The organism is Streptomyces sp. JL2001, assembly GCF_050917515.1.
GTDB lineage: Bacteria > Actinomycetota > Actinomycetes > Streptomycetales > Streptomycetaceae > Streptomyces.
The window spans coordinates 7488877-7508445 of the sequence record NZ_CP169421.1 but is presented as its reverse complement, the minus strand read 5'-3'; the positions used below and the strand labels follow the sequence as shown (position 1 = coordinate 7508445).

15 protein-coding genes and 1 pseudogene are annotated in these 19569 nt (G+C 73.6%); 12 read left to right on the top strand and 4 right to left on the bottom strand.

Features of this window, described 5'->3' with window-relative positions; translation table 11 throughout:
• Positions 1–124 precede the first annotated feature (124 nt).
• Both ACE1OA_RS33635 and ACE1OA_RS33630 read left to right on the top strand, forming a co-directional pair.
• Entirely contained in the window at positions 125–673 is a 549-nt protein-coding gene (locus ACE1OA_RS33635) for a hypothetical protein (RefSeq protein ID WP_356776918.1), read from the top strand.
• A 2-nt stretch (positions 674–675) separates the two neighbouring features.
• Positions 676–2220, top strand: a complete 1545-nt coding sequence (locus ACE1OA_RS33630; protein WP_432753898.1) for a PQQ-binding-like beta-propeller repeat protein — start codon at positions 676–678, stop codon at positions 2218–2220.
• Positions 2221–2360: 140 nt separating this feature from the next.
• On the opposite strand, the gene ACE1OA_RS33625 is transcribed toward ACE1OA_RS33630, so the two are convergent.
• The gene (locus ACE1OA_RS33625; protein WP_356601686.1) at positions 2361–3392 is read right to left on the bottom strand and encodes a PP2C family protein-serine/threonine phosphatase; all 1032 of its coding nucleotides are present in this window, start codon (positions 3390–3392) and stop codon (positions 2361–2363) included.
• Between the two features lie 441 nt (positions 3393–3833).
• The gene (locus ACE1OA_RS33620) at positions 3834–6266 is read right to left on the bottom strand and encodes a bifunctional serine/threonine-protein kinase/ABC transporter substrate-binding protein (RefSeq protein ID WP_432753897.1); all 2433 of its coding nucleotides are present in this window, start codon (positions 6264–6266) and stop codon (positions 3834–3836) included.
• 258 nt (positions 6267–6524) lie between these two features.
• On the opposite strand from ACE1OA_RS33620, the gene ACE1OA_RS33615 reads away from it, so the two are divergent.
• The 8 genes and pseudogenes from ACE1OA_RS33615 to ACE1OA_RS33580 all read left to right on the top strand — a co-directional run bounded on the left by ACE1OA_RS33615 (position 6525) and on the right by ACE1OA_RS33580 (position 15481).
• Entirely contained in the window at positions 6525–7151 is a 627-nt protein-coding gene (locus ACE1OA_RS33615) for a 2OG-Fe(II) oxygenase (RefSeq protein ID WP_432753896.1), read from the top strand.
• Entirely contained in the window at positions 7148–7849 is a 702-nt protein-coding gene (locus tag ACE1OA_RS33610) for a hypothetical protein (protein ID WP_432753895.1), read from the top strand. The genes ACE1OA_RS33615 and ACE1OA_RS33610 overlap by 4 nt, the downstream gene beginning before the upstream one ends.
• A 42-nt stretch (positions 7850–7891) precedes the next feature.
• Positions 7892–8797, top strand: coding sequence for a glycosyltransferase family 2 protein (locus ACE1OA_RS33605; RefSeq protein WP_432753894.1), 906 nt, complete (start codon positions 7892–7894; stop codon positions 8795–8797).
• A gap of 108 nt (positions 8798–8905) precedes the next feature.
• Positions 8906–10105, top strand: a complete 1200-nt coding sequence (locus ACE1OA_RS33600) for an FAD-dependent monooxygenase (RefSeq protein WP_432753893.1) — start codon at positions 8906–8908, stop codon at positions 10103–10105.
• Positions 10106–10228: 123 nt separating this feature from the next.
• Complete coding sequence (locus tag ACE1OA_RS33595) at positions 10229–13747, top strand: hypothetical protein (RefSeq protein ID WP_386543633.1); 3519 nt, start codon at positions 10229–10231, stop codon at positions 13745–13747.
• 123 nt (positions 13748–13870) lie between these two features.
• Positions 13871–14103, top strand: a pseudogene (locus ACE1OA_RS33590) (aldo/keto reductase); the annotation flags it as partial.
• Between the two features lie 25 nt (positions 14104–14128).
• The gene (locus ACE1OA_RS33585; protein ID WP_432753892.1) at positions 14129–14476 is read left to right on the top strand and encodes a MerR family transcriptional regulator; all 348 of its coding nucleotides are present in this window, start codon (positions 14129–14131) and stop codon (positions 14474–14476) included.
• Between the two features lie 267 nt (positions 14477–14743).
• On the top strand, positions 14744–15481 hold the full coding sequence (locus ACE1OA_RS33580; RefSeq protein WP_432753891.1) for a class I SAM-dependent DNA methyltransferase: 738 nt from the start codon (positions 14744–14746) through the stop codon (positions 15479–15481).
• A gap of 125 nt (positions 15482–15606) precedes the next feature.
• Here ACE1OA_RS33580 and ACE1OA_RS33575 read toward each other — a convergent pair whose 3' ends face one another.
• A complete protein-coding gene (locus ACE1OA_RS33575; protein WP_356776938.1) occupies positions 15607–16479 on the bottom strand; it encodes a S1 family peptidase in 873 nt (290 codons plus the stop codon).
• A 377-nt stretch (positions 16480–16856) separates the two neighbouring features.
• Here ACE1OA_RS33575 and ACE1OA_RS33570 point away from each other — a divergent pair, with 377 nt between their 5' ends.
• The gene (locus tag ACE1OA_RS33570; RefSeq protein ID WP_356601443.1) at positions 16857–17564 is read left to right on the top strand and encodes a response regulator transcription factor; all 708 of its coding nucleotides are present in this window, start codon (positions 16857–16859) and stop codon (positions 17562–17564) included.
• Positions 17565–17612: 48 nt separating this feature from the next.
• Here ACE1OA_RS33570 and ACE1OA_RS33565 read toward each other — a convergent pair whose 3' ends face one another.
• On the bottom strand, positions 17613–18401 hold the full coding sequence (locus ACE1OA_RS33565) for a CAP domain-containing protein (protein ID WP_432753890.1): 789 nt from the start codon (positions 18399–18401) through the stop codon (positions 17613–17615).
• 398 nt (positions 18402–18799) lie between these two features.
• Here ACE1OA_RS33565 and ACE1OA_RS33560 point away from each other — a divergent pair, with 398 nt between their 5' ends.
• Entirely contained in the window at positions 18800–19351 is a 552-nt protein-coding gene (locus ACE1OA_RS33560; protein WP_356601445.1) for a hypothetical protein, read from the top strand.
• Positions 19352–19569: the final 218 nt, after the last annotated feature.

Below are 19569 nucleotides of genomic sequence, written 5' to 3'. Positions count from 1 at the left end.
TCTGCCCGGTCGCGTCGGGGGCCGCCGCCGAACCGAACGGAGAGCGGGCGGCCGCCCGGTGTGATCATCGCCACGCGGGCCGGCGGCCACCCTCCGGCCGGCCACTGAGAGGGGACGTATCACCATGTCGCACGTCAACCGCGCACCCGGCACAGGGCCCACCCGCCGCGGTGGGCGGTGGGAACGCTACCGGGTCGCCCACCCGTTCTCCCTGCAGGACCAGGCGGCCCTGTGGGGATCGATCGTGGGCGTCGTGGCGCTCGCCGTCCTGCTCGGCTGGGCACTCGACATGAAGGGCGGCGTCATCATCGTCGCGGCCGCGCCCTTCATCATTTCCTGGTTCGAGAAGCGACGCACGGCGTTCCAGTTCGACGCGGCCGGCGTCCGGTTCGGCGAGGCCCTGCTGCCGTGGACCGATGTCACCGAGTTCGTCGTGGCCACCCCGCCGGACGGCCCGCACGCACTCATCGGCGCGCGGCTGCACTCCGGCGCGTCCCTGCCGGCGGGCATGGCCGTCCCGCCGCAGCACCCGGCCATGCCCGCACCCGTCCACGTTGCCGTCCCGCGTGCCCGGTTCGATCTGGCGAAGATGGTCCACAAGGCGCGCAGGTACGCCCCACCGCACATCCGGATCGTGGTCGCCGAGCCGTCCGGCGAACGCGTGGCGACCTGACCATGTCGCACCCGCACCAGCCCTGGTACAACCCCCGCCCGCAGCAGCAACCGATCGCGGACAACCCGTACGCCCCGCACGGTCTCACCCCGGCACCGTCGGACCGCCGGCGGCGCTTCGGCGGGAGGCCGGTGATCGCCGCGGTCGTCGTCCTGCTGGTCCTCGCGGCATGCGGAGGGCTGTACGCCGTCACCGGTGGCCGGTCGGGAGGACCCTCCCGGCCGGTGGCGGAACAGCCGCCCCGATCCGGTACGCCTTCCGCCTCCCGCCCACCTGCGGTCCGCACTCCCCTGCCCGGTCGCATCCCGACGTCGCAGGAGATCAACGCGGGCCGCGAGCCGGGGGACGCGACGGCCTGGATCGCCGACGACCCGACCGACCTGCCCCGGCGCAGCATCAAGCTCCACGACCTGTGGGTCGTCGGCGACACCGTCGTCCAGGCCGTGCACCGGAAGGTGACCGCCCGGCGCCTCACGGACGGTGCCGAGGTGTGGAGCGTGCCGCTGCCCGCCCCGGTCTGCGAGACGCCGGTCAACCCGACCCCCGACGGCAGGGTCGTCCTGGTGTACAAGAGCAACCAGGCCGTGCACGGGAACCGGTGCAACCAGCTGCAGATGATCGACCTTCGAACCGGGAAGGCGGGCTGGCACAAGGAGCTCAACGAGACCGGCTCCATGGACGACACCATCATCGTGAACTCCGCCATCAGCGGCGACGTGCTCGCGATCGTCCAGAGCATGCGGGCCGCCGCCTACCGGGTCGGTGACGGCGCCAAGCTCTACGACATCCCCCTGGAGAACCCCGGCAAGTGCTACCCCGACGACGTGGCGGGCGGCCCCCGGCTCCTGGTGAAGTCCGACTGCGCGATCGGCGTCGACCGCGGCAGGAACAACAGCCAGCTCCGCGAGATCGACCCGCGCACCGGCAAGGTCCGCTGGCGCTTCCGGACCCAGCAGGGCTGGGTGGTGGGCAAGGTGCTCTCCGTCCTCCCGGTGGTCGTCACCACGTTCCACGCCGAGGAACGCACCGAGAACTGGCGGGTGGTCGCCCTGGGCCCCGGCGGAAAGCTCCGCACCACCGTCGACGCCAGGCCGAAGGGCTTCAAGTACTGCGCCGACATCGGAGACTCGGGCGAGAACATCCAGAACTGCAAGGGCGCCGTCGTCGGCGACGACACCGTCTTCCTGGGCGGCAACGACCGGGTCGGCGCGTACAGCCTCGGCACCGGGAAACTCGTCTGGGGCGTGAAGTCCGAGGACAGCACGCTCCATCCGCTGCGTGCGGAGGGCGGCGGGTCCGCGGCCCTCGTCTACGAGGCGGCTTCATCGCACCGGCCGGGCGGGATCATCCGGTTCGGAAAGGGCGGCGTCGACACCAAGAAGCAGGTGCTGCGGCATCCCGAATCGGCCCGCGCCACGGAGGCCCGCATGGACGCCGGAGTCGTCGCCTACGTGAACGGCCGGATCGTCATCACACCGTCGGGCGTGAGCGGCGACGACGCGAACCCGGAAGCAAGGATGCTGTCCTTCGCGCCTGGGCCGCCATGACCGGGCTCGGGGAACGGTCCCGCACGGGGTGAGCGGTGCCGGCCGCTGATCGCCCCTGCCTCATCGCCCCCGCCGCAGGGCTCCGGGCAGGGCTCATCCCCCCGGCCTCAGGGCTCCGGACAGGGCTCATCCCCCCGGCCTCAGGGCTCGCGAAGGCGTACGGCGAGGGCGGCGATGTCGTCGTCGAGGCGCCCTCTCGTGTAGTGGAGGAGGTCGCGGTGCAGGGCCGTGAGCAGTTCGCGGGGTGGCGTCGGGGGCTGCCGGCCCATCCAGGCTGCCAGCGGGAAGAACTCGCCGTCATGCGCGCGGGCCTCGGCGATCCCGTCGGTGTAGAGGAGCAGCAGGTCCCCGGGGTCGACGTCGTAGGTGTCGACGACGTAGCGATCGCCGATCAGCTCCGCGAGGCTGAGCAGGGGCGAGGGGGTCGCGGTCTCGAGGACGCGGAGTCTGCTGCGGTTCAGGAGCATCGGCGGGGGGTGGCCGCAGTTGAGGATGTCGATGCGTCTGCCCCCATGGGAGATCTCGACGAGGAGGGCCGTCGCGAACCGCTCCATCGTGCCTTCGGGGGGAAAGGCCGCGTTGTAGCGCATACAGCTGGCGTCCAGCCTGCGTGCGACCTCGACCAGGTCGGCCTCGCCGTAGGCCGCCTCCCGGAAGGCGTTGACGATCGCCGCGGCCGCCCCCACGGCCGGCAGGCCCTTGCCCCGCACGTCACCGATGAGCAGCCTGACGCCGGACGGCGTTTCGACCACCTCGTAGAAGTCCCCTCCGATGCGGGCCTCCGCCGCGGCCGCGAGGTACAGCGACTCGATCTCGACGTTGCCGAAGCGGCGTGGCATGGGGCTCAGCACCACCTGCTGGGCCGCGTCGGCGACCAGCCGCACCTGGAAGAGGGTGCGCTCCCGCTGGAGCCGGACGTGGCTTCCGTACGCGGCCGCCACGGTGACCGCGATGATTCCCGCGACCGTCCACCATGTTCCCAGGTCGGGGAAGACGAGGCTGAGGCCGATCATCAGCAGGAGGCAGACCGTCCCGAGCAGGATGGTGGGGAGGACCGGCCACATGGCGGCCGCCAGGGCCGGCGCCGCGGGCAGGAGGCGGCTGAAGGCCATCTCCGGCGGCGTCGCGTAGGCCAGGCTGGCGATCACGACGGTCAGGATGACCGGCGACATCCGAACGAGCGTCCCCCGGCCGTAGCGCCGACGGAGCCGCAGCCGTCCAGACTCGATCACGCTTCCCACAATATCTTCGCAATGCGGGCATAGCGCTCTGGCGAACGGAGCCGGCCGCCCGCCCCTCCCGCTCCCCCGTGGTCGATGAGCGCCGTCATCGCACGCGCCGCGCACCCCCCGGCTGCCGCTGATCGGTCTTCGTCGGCCCGGCCGATGGGCCGGTTCCAGCCCGCTATGGCGCCATCATTCGAACGCACGTTTCACTCGGTCGACCGGAGGCCCCCTTGACCGCTTTCCCTCCCGCGATCCGCGCGGTCACGCAGCGCTCCCTGCCGTTCGCGGCGGCTCGCCTGCCGCCGGACGCCTCGCCCGGCCCGTCCGGGCAGATGCGGGTGAGTCCGGGCCCGTCCGGGCAGATGCGGGTGAGTCCGTCCTGGCGGGTCAGGGCGCGCCGGAGGCGGTCGTCACGGTGGTCCACTTGCCGTCCTTCACCGCGTAGACCGTCAGTCCCCGGTTGAGCGTGTCGCCGTAGGCGTCGAAGGCCACGCGGCCCGTGACGCCGTCGAATCCCAGTCCGGCCACCGCCTGGGGCATCTTCGCCCGGGCGTTCTCGGGGAGGGTGCCGCCGTTGGCCTTCACGACGGCCTTCACCGCTTCGATGACCGCCCAGGTCGCGTCGTAGGCGTAGGGGCCGTACGGGCCGGCCGTCTCGGGGTATCCCGCGTCGCGGTACGACGTGAGGAAGGTGCCCCCTCCCGTCAGGTTCTCGGCGGGTACGCCGATGTTGGTGGCGAGGTCGCCCTCGGCCTGTGTGTTGGTCGTGAGGAACTGTTGGTCGAAGATGCCGTCGCCGCCCATCAGGGGGATCCGCGCGCCCGCTTGTTTGAGTTGCTGGGAGAGGGGCCCGGCGGTGAGGTAGTCGCCGCCGAAGTACACGGCGTCGGCACCGGACGCCCGGATCTTCGAGGTGATCTCCGTGAAGTCGCCCTGCTGGGTCGTGACGTGGCCGGCGCCCACGACGGTCCCGCCGAGCCTGGTGATCTCGGCCGTGAACCCGGAGGTGAGGGTGGTGCCGTAACTGCTGTTGTCGTCGACGACGTAGAGCTTGCGCTTCCCGGCCTCGCCATGGAGATAGCGGGCGGCGACCGGCCCCTGGTCGACGTCCGTCGCGACGGTGCGGAAGTAGGTCGGGTGGGGCCGGGCCTTGGTGCCCTGAGCCCAGTCGGGGCCCAGGGTCAGCATGGGGTTGGTGTTGGCGGGCGACACGTTGACCAGGCCGGCCTGTGCGAGCGGTTCCTGCATCTCCTGGGCGACGCCGGAGTTGAGCGGTCCGACGATGCCCAGCACCTGCTTGTCGGCGACGAACCGCGCGGCGTTCAGACGGCCCTTGGCCGGAGTGGCCTCGTCGTCCAGGGCCTCGATCGTGAACTTCACGCCGGGTACGTGCCCGGTGCGGTTGGCGGTCCTGGCCGCCAGGTCGGCCGAGTTCTTGATACCGACGCCGAAGGAGGCCAGACCGCCGCTGAGCGGTGCGTCCACACCGATCACGACGGTGACGGGGGTGGCGCCCGAACCGTTGCCGCCCGCGTCGTCGCCTCCGCCGCGCTGGTCGTCGTGGTTGAGGGTCCAGGTGAGGACGGAGCCGACGGCGAGCGTGGCCAGGGCGGCCGCGAGGATGCTGGAGCGGCGGGTGAGGGCGCGCCGCCGGACGGCCGGCTCCTCGTCGCGGCCGTCCCGGTCGTTCCCGCCGAGCCGGACCGTGTCCTCGGCCGGCGGCACGGGCGGCGTGGGCGGCCGGTCCGGTAGGGGCCGGCGGGGGGCGTCGACGGTGGGCACGGAGTCCGCGACGGTAGGCGTCGGCGGGGAGGGCGGGGACGGCGGTTCTGCCTCCCCGTCCGTCTCGGGGCGGGCGTCGTCCGTCGCGGCGTCCGGCAGGGATGCGGGAGTGGGCTGAGGTGCGGGTACGGACCCGGAATCGGGCTCGGGCTCGGGCTCGGCACCTGCGTCCACCCGAGAGCGCGACGAGGACGGGGACGGGGACGGTGACGACGTGGAACTCAGCGCCGACGCCAGCAGCTCGGCGGCCTCGGCGGCTCCGGGTCGGTCCGCCGGGTCCTTGGCCAGGAGCGCGTCGAGCACGGGCGCCAAGGCACCTGCGCGGGTCGGGGGTCGGTGGGGGCGGGTGAGGATGGCCACGGCGAGGGCGTGGAGCCCCTCGGCGTCGAAGGGGGGCTGCCCTTCGACGGCGTGGTAGAGGGTGGCGCCGAGCGCCCACAGGTCGTTGGCGGGGGTCGGACGCTTGCCTTCCAGCTGTTCCGGCGGCATGTACTGCGGGGTGCCGATGACGATCCCGCTGTGGCTGAGCTTGGTGGTGGCGTCCGCGAGGTGCGCGATGCCGAAGTCGGTGAGGACGACGCGGTCCTTGGTCACGAGCACGTTGTCCGGCTTGATGTCGCGGTGGACGATCCGCGCGGCATGCGCCTCGGCGAGTGCGTCGAGCACGGCGGAGCCGATCTCGGCCACCCGTCGCACGGGCAGTCGGCCCTCCCCCCGGATGGCCGCGGCGAGGGACTGTCCCCGGATGTACTCCATGACGATCACGGGGGCGCCCCGGTGTTCCACGACGTCGTGGATGGTGATGATCCCGGGATGACTGAGGGTGACCGCCGCACGGGCCTCGCCGGTGAAGCGCCGAAGCAGCGTGGCACGGTCGCCGTCGTCCAGCCCCAGCGGGAAGACGATCTCCTTGATGGCGACCTCGCGTCCGAAGAGCTGCTGGTCGACACCTCGCCAGACCCGGCCCATCCCGCCCTGGCCGATGCGTTCGACCAGCTGGTACCGGCCCGCGATGAGTTCTGAGTTGTGCTCGGTCACGCGGACACTCTAGGGGGTGTCTTGTCGATCAGGCCGAGTCGCAGGACCCCGCGAGCCCGGCCTGATCGACAAGACACCCCCGAGGTCCCGGTGGGCCGGCCGGGTGACAGAACGCCGAGCTGCTCCACGGCCCGGCCGTCCACGCCTGGCTCCCTGCTCACTCGCCCGGTCTCCCCCGGCGTGCGCGGCGGGATGCCCGCGGCTTTGGTGGAGAGGTCTCTTGCACGCCCCTACGTATGCGGCCAAGGGGGCCTCACCATGGACCTGCGGTTCAGAACACGGAACGTCGCGTCGGCGTCCGACTTCCTGTCGGTCGCCGAATGCCGCGACATCATCCGGGCCATGGAGGAGGCGCCGCGGGAGCAGGCGCAGGTCGTGCGCGCCGGGCAGTCGGTCCTCGACCCGTCGCTCCGCCGGTGTTTCGACCACCATTGCCCCGACGCCGTCACACGAGCGCTCGGCGACCGCCTGGCCTCCCACTTCACCTCGCACCGGGTCGAGTTCGAGTCCGACGCGGACTACCTGTACGGCCCCTACTTCATGTCGTACGAGCCGGGGAGCTACTTCCGCGCGCACCGGGACGTCGCCAACCACAAGGACGATCCGCCGCGGCTGGCCGCACACCGCTGGTCGCTCCTGCTCTACCTCAACGGACGCGAGGCCACGACGGATCTGCCGACGTTCGACGGGGGCGCGCTCACCCTCTACGAGACCGACCCGTCCCTTCGCGATCGCCGGGTCGTCATCATCCCGGAGCCCGGCATGCTGGTGCTGTTCCGGTCGTCCCTGATGCACGAGGTGGCGACCGTCCGCGAAGGCACCCGGTACGCGGTCGCGGGATGGATGTCCAGTTCGAGTTCGCATGCCCTGGGAGGCCGGCGATGAACGACCATGCCGTGGTCAACGAGTCGATCCGCATCCAGGTGGCGGCCGGTGACCTTCCCGTCGAGACGAAGACCGCGCTGGCCACGTTCTGCCGCCGCAACCGGTTCCCGCACCTGTACTTCGAGACCCTCGAACCGCTGCTGTCCCGGAGCGGCCTCGTTCTCGTGCTGGCCACGACGGACAGGCCGTGGCCGCCGAAGGGGATCGGCTCGCAGACGGTCGAGGCCGTGGGCATGGCGTTGATCGGCACGGAGCGGCGGGCCCACCTCACTCCGGTCCTGACGGACCGTGCGCATGCCACCAACCTCGGCCTCGTCGGCGCGGTGACCAAGCACCTCCTGGAGCACCTGCGGGACGCCGACGTGTCCTCGGCCGGATATCTCGTCCGTGCCGGTGATCGCGGTCTCGAACGGGCCCTGGAACAGGCGGGCTTCGCCGAGTCCGAACATGCCGCCACGCCCCGCAAGGTCCTGGACACCCTGAACCTCGGTCAGGTGAGGGTCGGGGACCTCCTGGCGCTCGCCCTGGACGACCGGGAACTCGATCGCCTGAGTACCTACCACTTCGCCCTCACCACCGGCTTGACCGCCTATCTGCGGGACTCGCTCCGGTACGCGGCGCTCCTTCCCGGGCTGATCGATCTCGCCGCCACCCTGCCGCCCGGCGGGGTGCCGCCGGGCACCCCCGGCCCCGCCTGATGGGGGCGTCGTGGAGGGGGCGACCGGGGAACCGGTCCACCCGTGCCTGAGCCGACGGCCGAGCCGCCGCCGCTGTCACTGGTCGTGGCGAGCCTCGACGAGGGCGTGGAGCTTCTCGAGACGGTGAGGTCCGTCCACGCCGGATCCGTCGTTCCCGCGGAAACCGTCGTCGTCGACGACGGGGGCACGGACGGCAGCTGCGCCGCCCTGCGGAGCGACGCGTGGCGCGCGCGTGGGGTCGTCGTCCACCGTGTCGAGCGCGGCGGTGTCGCGGCGGCGCGGACCGCGGGCGCCCGGCTCGCGAAGGGGGCGCAGCTGGTCTTCCTGGACGCGCACTGCCGGCTGGAACCCGACTGTCTCGCCCGGTTGCGTGCCGCCCTGGCCGCCGAGCCCGGTGCCGTCCTGGCGCCCGCCATCCGCGACGTCGGCGGCACCGAGTACGGCTGCGGTGTCCGACTGGTCGACGCCGCGCTGCGGTACCGGTGGCTGCCGCCCGGCCCGGAGGACGTGCCGTACCCGCTGCCCATCGCGCCGGGGGGATGTCTCGCGTTGAGCCGGGCCACCTTCGACCGCCTCGGCGGCTTCGGAGAGTTCAGGGAACTCGGCTTGGAGGACGTCGACTTCAGCCTCCGTGCATGGCGTGCGGGGATCGACGTCCTGGCCGTCCCCTCGGCGAGACTGCAGCACCGCTTCCGGCCGAACCCGCCGTATCGTCTCGGCTCCGCGAGCCGCGCCTACAACGTGGCCCGGGTCGCGCTCGTCCACTTCGAGGGCCCCCGCCGCGAGGCGTGCCTGCGCAGGATCATCGGAACGCCGAGAGCCGCCGAGGTCCTGGTCGACGCGTTCGCCGGCGACTGGGAAGAGCAGCGGGCCAGGCTCGCGCAGACCGGTTCACGGACGGTCGAGGAATTCTTCGCCACGTTCGGCGACTGGGGCCGGCGGAACTGAGGGGTTCGACCGACGGCCGTCCCGCCGTTCGTCCGTCGCGTCACCCCGGGCGATCCGACCTCAGGTCCTCCTGTGCAAGGATGCTCGGGCCGAATGGGGAGGTGGTCCATGCCGGAGCGTCGCGCAGTGGTGGTCGGGGCCGGAATAGGCGGCCTCACGGCCGCCGTCGCACTCCACCGCCGCGGCTGGCACGTCACGGTCCGCGAACGCGCCCCCGAGCCCCCCACCGCCGGCGCCGGCATCGGCCTGGCCCCCAACGCCCTGCGAGCGCTCGACGCCATCGGCGTCGACGCCGCCTACGCCGCGGGGAGCCACGTCCCCGAGACCATGGGGATACGGCGAGCCGACGGCCGGTGGCTCACCCGGAGCGGCACCGCCGCCATGGCGGCTCGTTACGGCCGGCCCCCGATCGCCGTCCCCCGCCCGGCCCTCACCGCCGCCCTGGCCGCGGCGCTGCCCCCGAAGACGATCCGATACGGCGCCGAGGTGACCGGCGTCGAGGACACCGAGGGCCGCCCGACGGTCCGTACGGAGGACGGTCCGTGTGGTCCCGTCGATCTGGTCGTGGCCGCCGACGGCATCCACAGTCCGCTGCGCCGCGCGTACTTCCCCGCGCACCCCGGCCTGCACTACGTCGGCGAGACCGCCTGGCGGGCCCTCGTGGACGCCCCGGACCTCCGGATACCGTCGATGAGCGAGACCTGGGGGCGGGGTGAGCGGTTCGGGATCACCCCGCTCTCCGACGGCCGGTTCTATCTGTACGCCACGGCGCTCGTTCCGGCCGGCGGCCGGTCCTCCGACCACCGTGCCGAACTCCGCCGGCGATTCGGTTCGTGGCACGACCCGATTCCGGCGCTGCTGGACCGGGTCGACCGTCTCGACCCCGAGGACGTCCTCCGGAACGACCTCTACGATCTGGCGGCCCCGCTCCCCCGCCTCCACCACGGCAGGGTCGCCTGGCTGGGCGACGCCGCCCACGCCATGGCACCCAACCTCGGCCAGGGCGGCTGCCAGGCCATCGAGGACGCGGTGATCCTCGCCCGCCTCCTGCCCGCGGGAGACCGCGGTGCCGAGGGTGACACCGGTGAGGGCGCGGGCTCCGTCCCGGCCGCTCTCGCCGCGTACACCGCCGCCCGCCGCGACCGCACCGACGCGGTGCGCGTCCGTGCCCGCAGGGTCGGCCGCCTGGGCGCCCTCCGGAACCCGCTCGCCGCGGCGGTGCGCGACCTCGCGATCCGTGCCACTCCCGACCGCCTGGCCCTGCGCGGGATGGACGACCTGTTCAACGGCTTCCGCCTTCCCGCGTAGCGTCGTACCGCGGTCTCTGAGCAGGGTCCGGCGGCCCGCTCCCCGGCACTCCTCCGCTGTCCTCCCGGTACCGGTCCGATAATCGATGGGGCGCGGCCAGGCCCTCAGGGCACAATGCTCGCGATGATCTCCACTGCAGACGAGCTGCTCGCTGCGCTCGAACCCCTGCCGCACGCCGCCCGGCTCCGGTACACCGCCGTCCACGCTCACCGCCTCGCCGCCCGAGGCGAACTGGGTCCCGTACTGGCCGCGTTGGGCGCGCGCGGATCCTACGAGCGCCGGCTCGCCGCGCTGGCGGCACTGGCCGGCGGCGCGTGGGAGTACCTGGCGGCCCGGCTCGGCGATCCGGACCCGGTGGTCCGCCGGTACGCGCTGCGCTGCGCCCGGCGGCTGCCCGTCCCGGACGCCCGTGTCGAGGCCGCCTACGACGACGCGCCCGCCGTGGTCCGCGGCGACCTCGCACGGCTGCTGCGCGACGGGCGGCGGCCGGGACTCGCCGAGCGCCTGGCGCTTCGGGTGCGCACCGAGTACGGCGACCGGGACGCGGCCCGCCTGCTGCCCGGCTGCTCCCCTGAGTTCACCGCACGGCTGCTGCCCGAACTCGCCGGGTCGCTCGCGTACGAGGACTGGAGCCCGCTGGCCGTCCGCCACCCCGTCGCCGTCCTCGACCATGCGGACCGGGAACTCGCCGACCTCCCCGAGCAGCTGCGTGCCTCCTGGTGGAAACGGCACGCCACCGGAATCGCCGCCGCCCTGCCCGCCGCCCCGGGGCGCGTACTGGACCTGCTGGAGCGGTACGGCCCCGACAACCTGCCAGGCCCGGTGCACGAGCGGCTGGGCGACCTCGTGGCGGCGGATGCCGAGCGCGTGGCCTGCTGGCTCGCCGCCCCCGGCCGGGCGGCCGCGCGATGGGAGCGGACACCCGGACGGGCTGTCATGCGGCAGCTGGTGGCGGCGGATCCGCCGTCCCTGCCCAGGCTCGGAGCCCGGTGGTTCCACCGGGGAGCCTTCGGTGTCCTGCTGCGGTCCGTCCCGCCGGCACGCCGGGCCGCCTTCCTGGACACGGTCGTCGCCGCGGGAAGCGCGCGCAGGAACGTCCGCGCGCACGACGGGGTCCTCGCCCTGCTGCCGGCCGCGGATCGGCACGGCCGGGCCCGGGCCGCGGTCGGGGCACTGCGCGCCGAGAACGAGACCGGCTGGAACCTGTGGGGCGCGCTCGCCCTGCTGCCGCCCGCCGAGGCCCGCCCCGAACTCCTGGCCGCCCTCGGTACCGGTGACTCCGACGATCGCGGGACGCTCTGGGACCGGCTGGCGGCCAACGCCGGCCTCACCCGTGATCCGCGGCAGGTCGCGGAGGTCCTCGCGCTGGCGGCAGGCCGCCTGACCAACGAGCGCGACCCCGTACGCGGGGAGGCCCTGTCCGCCTTCGCCGATCTGCCGGCACCGCTGATCGTGGCAGCCCTGGCGGCCGGGGGCGGGTCCGCCGGAGGCGGCACCGGGGCCGACGCGCTGGAGCGGTTGTGCCTGGACGCCTTGCGGGCCCGGGACTGCTCGTCCGGGACCCGGCACACCGTCCGAACCCTGGCCGTGACCCTGCTCGCCGCGGTCGGCGACGCCGCGACCACCGCGAACGGCCCCACCGGCAAGGACGGGGCCACCCGCACGGACCCGGCCGCCGCTGCCGCCGCCCTGCGGACCGCCGTACGCCTCGTGGAAGCGCTGACCGCTCACACCGGCACGGTGGACCTCGGCCGTCTGGGTCCCCTGCTGCGCGGCAGTGCGATGGAGGCTGTGCTCGACGCCCTCGGACCGTGGCTGGACCGGGCCGCCGCCCGCGGGGACGTCGTGCCGCTGCTCGCCCTGGTCCGGTCCTGCGGAAGCCGCGCGTACCGGAACCCGGAACTTCAGGACCGCCTCGAACAGGCCCTGCGCACCTGCCCGGACGGGCCCTTCGGCGAGATCGCCGCGGCCTGGCTGGCCGACCGCGCGACCCGCGGCGACCGGGTGGCCGAGCTGCTGGCGTGGGAGCCCTCCGCGGCCTTCCTGCCTCCGGTGCTCGCGGTGCTGGCCGCCGAGCGCACGGACCTGCTGGACCGCGCCCTGCCCGAGAACCCACTCCCGGGGGGACGCTTCCCGGTGGCCGGCACTCCCCGGCCGCTGCCCCCCTTCCGGTTCGCCGACCGGTGGCTGCCCCGGCAGCAGCGGGCGGCGGTCCGGCTGGCGGCGGACGTCGTGGCCGATCCCGGCCGTGGTCTGGACGAGCGAGCCGCGCTGCTGCGCGCGGTGGCCCCGGTGCCGACGTACGGGCGGGCACTGCTCCGGCGGTACGCCGCCCCCGTACCGACCGGGGACGGCGGCACGGCGGAGGCCTCGACCGGTCACACCGAGTCGGCTCTGACGGCAGCGGCGCTCGAGGCGGCCGCCCACACGGACGACCCGGGCTCGGCCCTCGGCGCCCTGCTCGACCACGCCGGCGACGACCGGGCCGCGGCCGCCTGGTCCTCGGCCGGCCGCGCCGCCGCCCACGCCCGTCCCAGCCAGGTCGCGGCCCTGCTCCGGGAGACTCTGACCAGCGAGAGCGGAGTCAAGGTCACCGTCCGCAAGGCGGCCGCCCGGCTCGCCGCCGACCACCTGCCCCCGGGGGCCGCCACCGCCCTCCTGTCCGCCGTGGGCCGCGCGCCGGGCATCCACCCGGACGTGCACGCCACCCTCGTCGGGCTGGCTCCGGCCCTGCTGCCGGCCGACGAGATGTGGGCCCTGCTGGAGGCGGCGACCACCGACGGACCGGAGGCCGCCTGGCGCACGCTCCTGGACGTGGGCCCGTCGGACCTGGCTCCGGCCCACCGGTCGCGGTACGGCGAGCTCATCGCCCGGATGCCCTTCGTCGCCGAGCAGCACGTGGCGGAACAGGCCCTGTTCCACCTCCGTGACTGGGCGCGCTACACGCCCGCGGCCGGTACGGCGCTGGTGGACGTCTACACCGACCTCGCCTCACCGCTGAACGAGCGGCGGGCCGGCTACGCGCTGACGGAACTGGCCCAGTCCCGACTGCCCCACCCGATCGGGGGCGTGGAACCCGGCAGCCTGACGCACGACGTCGTGGACCGGCTTCTGACGCTCGTGGCGGCCGGCGAACCGGAGGGCGGCGGGGGCGGCGGGGACCTGCCGGCACGGCGCCGCCTGCACTCCCTCCTCGGCTCCTCGATCCGGGACCGCGCGATGTGCGCCGCCCTGGCCCGGCAGCTGAGGGCCGAACCGGCCGTCACCTCCACCCGCACCGCCCTGCTCGTGCGGGCGATCGACCTGGCGGCAGCCGAGCCCGAGCTGCTGCTGTCGCTCCGCGAGCTGGCCGCCGCGATCGCGGGACGTCCCGTCCTCGCGGCCCGGGTGGCCGAGGACCTGGAGGAGTCGCACCGGTACGGCGACCCGCTCGCCGACCTCACCCCCGCCCTCGCCGCGGTCCGCGCGCTGGGCGACGACGGAGGTCTCGTGGAAGGCCTCCTCGCCGTCGCCCTCGCCACGGCCCTCGGCACCCGCCACGGCTGGCCCGACACCTGCCGCGCCACGGTCGTCGCACTGCGCCGCCACGCCGAGCAGGAGGTCCGGGAGGCGGCGTACGTCACCGACGTGGGCGCGGCCTGATGGCGCGCCGCTCGGCTCGGCTCGGCTCCGTGGTGGGGCGGGCTCGGCGCCCGCGTCGATGCCGACACGTGATGCGCGATCCTCGGCGCCTGTGTCGATGGCCGTGGCGGTGGTGTCTGGCTCAGGCCGCTTCCGCAGACCTATGATCATCACGGCACCTTTCGGGTGCTCGCCGTCCTCGGCGAGGTCGCCGAAGCGCTCTCGGCCACCAGGAACCGGGGCGTTCTCGCGTGGCTGCTCACGCAGCGGATCGGCCCCATCTCGGCGTGAGCCGGGTGGGGCAGATCGAGGAAGCCCTCGCCGCACGGCGCGTACCGCTCGACGACGAGCACCTGGCACGCTTCGCCCGAGCACGGGAGCGGCGACCACGGAAGGAGACCGATGACCACCCTGACCCCGGCGGCCGCGGCCGACCGCACCGGCGTCTCCATCGACACGCTGCGCTACTACGAGCGCGAGGGCCTCATCGGCCCGATCGGACGCTCCGCGGGCGGACGCAGGGAGTACACCGAGGAGGATGTCTTCTGGATCGGCATGGTGACGTGCTTCCGTGAGGCCGGACTCGGCATCGCCGACCTGCGCGCCTTCGTCGCCATCCTGCGCACGGAGCACTCCGCCCAGGACCGGGTCACCTTCCTCCGCGAGCGCCGTGTGGCGCTGGAGCAGCGGGTGGCGGCGCTGTCCCGGGCCATCGGAGTCCTGGACGAGAAGATCGCGTACTACAGCTGAGCGCCGGTGGGTTCCGCCGGCGCCACGCGCCTCCGTCGACTCGCCCGTACGCTCACCGCACGGTTCGGCCCCGCCCCACCGGCACGGGGTGGTCGGGGCCGAGTGGTCCGGCTCCGCACACGCCTGGATGTTCGCGTGGACCGATGGGCCGGCCGTCGCGCAGGTGCGGGCCGCCTGCCGGCAGGGCCGAGAACACCGGCGCCGTCAGCACCGCGGAACGGTAAATGCTTCGACAACGCCCCGCCGCGCCCGGCACAGTGGCGGCTCGTGACGAGCAGTGAACTGTGGAACCAGGCGACCGCCGAACGCTACGACGCCGGGGAGACCGAGATGTCCTCCGCCGCGGTCCTCGAACCGACACTCGCCTTCCTCACCGAACTCGCGGGGGACGGGCGGGCGCTGGAGTTCGCGATCGGAACCGGACGCGTGGGCGTCCCTCTCCGGGAAAGCGGCGTGCCGGTGGCGGGCATCGAACTGTCCGAGCACATGGCGGCCGTCCTCCGGCGCAAGGTCGACGAGGACACGCTCCCGGTGACCATCGGGGACATGGCCACGACCGTCGTCCCCGGCGAGTTCGCCCTGGTCTATCTCGTCTACAACACCGTCTCGAACCTGCTCACGCAGGAGGAGCAGGTCGAGTGCTTCCGCAACGCCGCACGTCATCTGGCGCCGGGCGGCCGCTTCGTCGTCGAGCTGAATGTGCCGCCGTTGCGGTTCCTGCCGCCCGGCCAGGTCGCGGTGCCGTTCGACGTCTCCGAGCGGCATCTCGGCTTCGACACCTTCGACCTGGTCGAGCAGATCCTCGTCTCGCACCACGTCACGCGCGAAGAGGACGGCCGGTACCGCCGCGGCGCCTCCCGGCACCGGTACGCCTGGCCGGCGGAGCTCGATCTGATGGCGCGGATCGCCGGACTCGAGCTGGAACGCCGCGTCGCCGACTGGGACGGGGCGCCGTTCACCGATGACTCCGCGAAGCATGTGTCCGTGTGGCGCAAGCCGGCCTGAGGTCAGGGTCGTTCGGTGCGCCGGTCCGGCATGAACGGGCGCATGGGCGCGCCGGAACGGTTGCTGCCGGGTCCGGAGTCGGCGACATCCGCCGCCCGGCTCGGTCGAGCCGGGCGGCAGGGGCGTCACGGCTTCGGCAGGACGCAACCGGGCCGGTTCAGATCGATCACGTTCCCCGCGCCGACGCAGGGGACGATCGTGTACGTCTGCTGCGCGTAGTTGATGCCCTGGCGGACCGTCACGGTGCCGCTCTGGTCGATCTCGCACGGGTTGTTCACGGTGCAGCGCTCACCGCTCTCGTTGCCCGTGTTGTTGACGGCGACGACCTTTCCGGTGGTCGTGTCGATCACCGGCGAGCCGGAGGTGCCGCCGATGGTGTTGCAGGACGAGGTGTAGCGGACGGAGTCCTTCCACGTCCACTCGCCCTCCTTGAGGCGGTACGCGAATCCGTCGACGTTGCAGCTGTAGACGCGCTTCCAGTACCCGGAGACCACCTTGATCGCCGAACCCTGCGCCGGACGGACGTCGTCGAGGGTCAGCGCGCTGATGCCGTACTGACTCTGGATCTGCGCGTACGTCTTGGTCAGCTGGTAGATCGAGATGTCCGTGTCGGTCATCGTCGCGTAGGCGATCTTGCCGGCGCGCAGGGTCGCGACCTTGGAGCCGGCCGAGTTGAGGAGCGAGAACGAGCGGCTGGACCGCTGGTCCTTGACGACCTCGCCGGCCGCGGGGAAGCCGGTCTCCAGGCAGTGCCCGTTGGAGAGGACCAGCGCGGGGTCGCCGGGCAGGGAGCCGGGAGTGCGTACGAGGGAGCCGGAACAGTTGCTGAGCGCGACCGTCCCCGCGAAGTCGACGGCGACGGCCGTCGCGGCCTGGGCACGAGGCGCGGGGGCCGGGGCCTGCGCCACCGTGTCCCGCGGTGCGGAGGCCACGGCCGGGGCTGCCGCCGCCCCGGTCAGGAGCAGGGCGAGCAAGGCGCCGGTGAGAGGCTTGTTCATGTGGGGGTTCCCCTCCGATGACGATGCGACCGAAGATCCTTCGGTTGTCATGAGCATTCTCGAAACATCGGACGCGCCCCACAAGAGGGCCTCTTGAGGCACCTGGCACCTCCGCCCCTCCGCTGACTTCGCGTCAGGTCACCGTAGCCGTCCGGCTGCCCGGAACCTCCCCCGCCGAACCTCCCGAACCGGCTCGCGCGCACCGCCCCTCATCGCCCCCGCTGCCGGAGTTGCCGCATCGCCGCGTCGCGGGCGCGGCGGGTTCGTCCGTGTGCGGCGAGGCAGTGGGCGACAGTGCGCGCCGGCTCCCGGGCGCCTCTCCACCGCGTCGTACGGGCCTGTCCGGATGGCGGACAGGCCGCTGTAGGGTGACCGCCATGCCCTGCGTACTCGTGGTCGAAGACGACCCCAGCATCCGTGCCTCGCTCATGGAGATCCTCTCGGAGCACGGCCACACGGTGCGCAGCACGGGCGACGGTTTCGGCGCGCTGCGCGAGGTCGCCCAGGGTGCGCTGGACGCGGTGGTACTCGATCTCGGCCTGCCCGACCTGGACGGTGCCGACGCGCTCCGCATGATCCGCGGCATCTCCAACGTGCCCGTGGTGGTGGCCACCGCCCGGGACGACGAGAACGAGATCGTGAAGCTGCTGAACGCCGGGGCCGACGACTATCTGGTCAAGCCGTTCTCCGGGGCCCAGCTCATGGCCCGGCTGGCGGCGGTCCTGCGGCGCAGCGCGGCACCCGGCCCGGCCGCCGGGCAGCCCCAGCCCGTCGACCCGATGAGTCCGGTGACGGTGGGCGAGCTCGCCGTGGATCCGCTGGCCCGCTCCGCTTACCTGGCAGGGCACGAACTGGTCCTCACTCGCCGGGAGTTCGACCTGCTCGCCTTCCTGGCTCGGCACGCCGGGACGGTGATATCCCGGCGGCGTCTGCTCACCGAGGTGTGGCGCGAGGCGTACATCGAGGACCAGACCATCGACGTGCACGTGTCCGCGCTGCGCCGCAAACTCGGCGAGCGGGCCTCCGCGCCGCGCTACCTGCGCACCGTGCGCGGTGTCGGCATCAAGCTGGTGGCGCCGCACTGAGGACCGGCGGGTGGGGGCGCCAGGGCGCGGATGCCCGACGTGAGGTGATCAGGCCGGGGTGCCGAAGTCCTGGGTCCACCAGGGGCCGCCGTCGGTGCTGACGCCGACGCCGATCTCGGTGAAGCCGCAGTTGAGGATGTTCGCGCGGTGGCCGGGGCTGTTCATCCAGGCGTCGACGACGGCCGCGGCGTCGGCCTGTCCCTTGGCGATGTTCTCGCCGGATCGTGACCAGGTGTACCCGGCCGCTTCGATGCGGTCCTGTGGCTGGGTGCCGTCCGTGCCGGTGTGGGAGAAGTTCCCGGTGGCGGCCATGGCGTCGCTGTACTCCTGGGCGGCGTCGGTCAGGTCCGCGTCCACCGTCAGGGCCTTGCATCCCGCCGCGGCGCGCTCGACGTTCACCAGGCGTACGACCTCCTGGGCCTGGCTGCCGCCCCCCGGCCGGGAGCCGCTGTCGGACGTGGTGGCCGGCGCCTTGCCGGCCGGGGACCTGCCCGGCGCGGTCGCCGCCTTCCCGGCGGTGCCGGAGGCGGCGCTCTTCGACGCCTCGGGTGTCTTCGACGGGGACGGCGTCGCCGAGGAGGTCGTGGGGGCGGCTGTCGTGGGGGTGGGTGCGACCGTGGGGGGCGCGGAGGCGGAAGAGGGGGCGGTCGCCGTGCCGGACGTGGCTACGTCGAGGGCGGTCGACCCCGCCTCGTCGGCCGGGGAGCCGGTCAGTTCGGCCCCCGCGAGGCAGGCGGCCGCCACGGCCAGGGCGCCGATGCCCACCACGGCTGCTCTGGCGCGCGGGGTGCGGGGGGCGCGGTGCCCACGGCGTCCATGTGCGGCACGGGGGCTCATCTCGGGATCCTCCAGGGGGTGTGCGGGTCGGGCGCGGTCAGGCCGGGGCCGACGAAGGGGATGACGGCGAAGGGCGGCGGGGTGAGGTCCGCCGCTTGCCGTGCCCGGATCGTAGGCGGGCCGGGGCGGCCGGAACGCCGTCTGAGGGATGCGCTCAGGAGGGCCTAAGCAACTGTTCAGGTTCGGCGCCGCTCCGTGACCGCCACGGAGCACCCCGCACACGGATCCCGGCGTCCGCGGGCGGCTCACCCGGCCGCGACAGGGCCGGTTGCCGGCCGCCCACGGCGGGCGGGGTTCCGGCCGGCGCCGGTGCGCCCGACGCACCGGGTACGGGGCCGCCCTGACGAGCAGGCGGGGGCCGCCCGAGCGGCGAGCCGGCCGTCGGCCACACTGATGCGGTGCCCCGCCTCACGCGCTACCTCCTCATATGGCTGTCGTGCACCGCAGCCAGCGTCACCGCAGTCATGCTCACGGTGTACTTCGTGATCGGCCTGACCCGTCCGACACCGCCCGCCGCGCGCTCGGTCCAGGCGGTGTACCCCTCACCGTCCGGCCTCGTGGGCGTGCCGGCCTCGTCCGCGGCCCCCACACCGAAGACGTCGTCGGCCACCCCGACCGGAACGCCCGTGAAGGCAGCCCCCACCACGCGGACGCCGTCCCCCTCGCCCACGCGGGCGCCGGTCACGGCGACGCCCGGCCCGTCGCCGAAGTGCACCGGCGGTCCGGGACTGCACACCGTCCCGTCCGAGGGCGGCAAGGTCACCGTCCAGTACGGGCGCACCAGCGTCTGCTTCATCTCCGCCGTGCCCGACCCGGGATTCCGTACGAGCACGCAGCAGACCGATCCGGACACCCTGGTGGTCGTCTTCACCAGCGACGACCACCGTTCGGAGATCACCGCGACCGTCGTGCCGACCGCAAAGGCGAGTGTCCGCGAGACCCGCCTGTGAGCCCCCGCGGACCGGATCCGCGCTGACCGGATTCGCGCTGACCGGGTCGACGCTGACCGGGTCCGCGTCCTCGCCGGCCCGCACCGGCTCCCGGGCCCCCGCCGCGCCCCAACCTGAGCAGTTCCTTAAGCATCTCTGATGACCAGCATCAGGACGGCTCCAGGCGGGTTCGCCGCCCCTATGCTCACGGTCGGTCAGGACGATCACTCCGGCCCCGG

Excerpts from the sequence above, each read along its gene's own strand:
- ACE1OA_RS33565 (WP_432753890.1), bottom strand. The coding sequence starts at position 18,401 with ATGAGCCCCCGTGCCGCACATGGACGCCGTGGGCACCGCGCCCCCCGC.
- ACE1OA_RS33585 (WP_432753892.1), top strand. The coding sequence starts at position 14,129 with ATGACCACCCTGACCCCGGCGGCCGCGGCCGACCGCACCGGCGTCTCC.
- ACE1OA_RS33575 (WP_356776938.1), bottom strand. The coding sequence starts at position 16,479 with ATGAACAAGCCTCTCACCGGCGCCTTGCTCGCCCTGCTCCTGACCGGG.
- ACE1OA_RS33570 (WP_356601443.1), top strand. The coding sequence starts at position 16,857 with ATGCCCTGCGTACTCGTGGTCGAAGACGACCCCAGCATCCGTGCCTCG.
- ACE1OA_RS33635 (WP_356776918.1), top strand. The coding sequence starts at position 125 with ATGTCGCACGTCAACCGCGCACCCGGCACAGGGCCCACCCGCCGCGGT.
- ACE1OA_RS33600 (WP_432753893.1), top strand. The coding sequence starts at position 8,906 with ATGCCGGAGCGTCGCGCAGTGGTGGTCGGGGCCGGAATAGGCGGCCTC.
- ACE1OA_RS33615 (WP_432753896.1), top strand. The coding sequence starts at position 6,525 with ATGGACCTGCGGTTCAGAACACGGAACGTCGCGTCGGCGTCCGACTTC.
- ACE1OA_RS33610 (WP_432753895.1), top strand. The coding sequence starts at position 7,148 with ATGAACGACCATGCCGTGGTCAACGAGTCGATCCGCATCCAGGTGGCG.
- ACE1OA_RS33595 (WP_386543633.1), top strand. The coding sequence starts at position 10,229 with ATGATCTCCACTGCAGACGAGCTGCTCGCTGCGCTCGAACCCCTGCCG.
- ACE1OA_RS33630 (WP_432753898.1), top strand. The coding sequence starts at position 676 with ATGTCGCACCCGCACCAGCCCTGGTACAACCCCCGCCCGCAGCAGCAA.
- ACE1OA_RS33625 (WP_356601686.1), bottom strand. The coding sequence starts at position 3,392 with ATGTCGCCGGTCATCCTGACCGTCGTGATCGCCAGCCTGGCCTACGCG.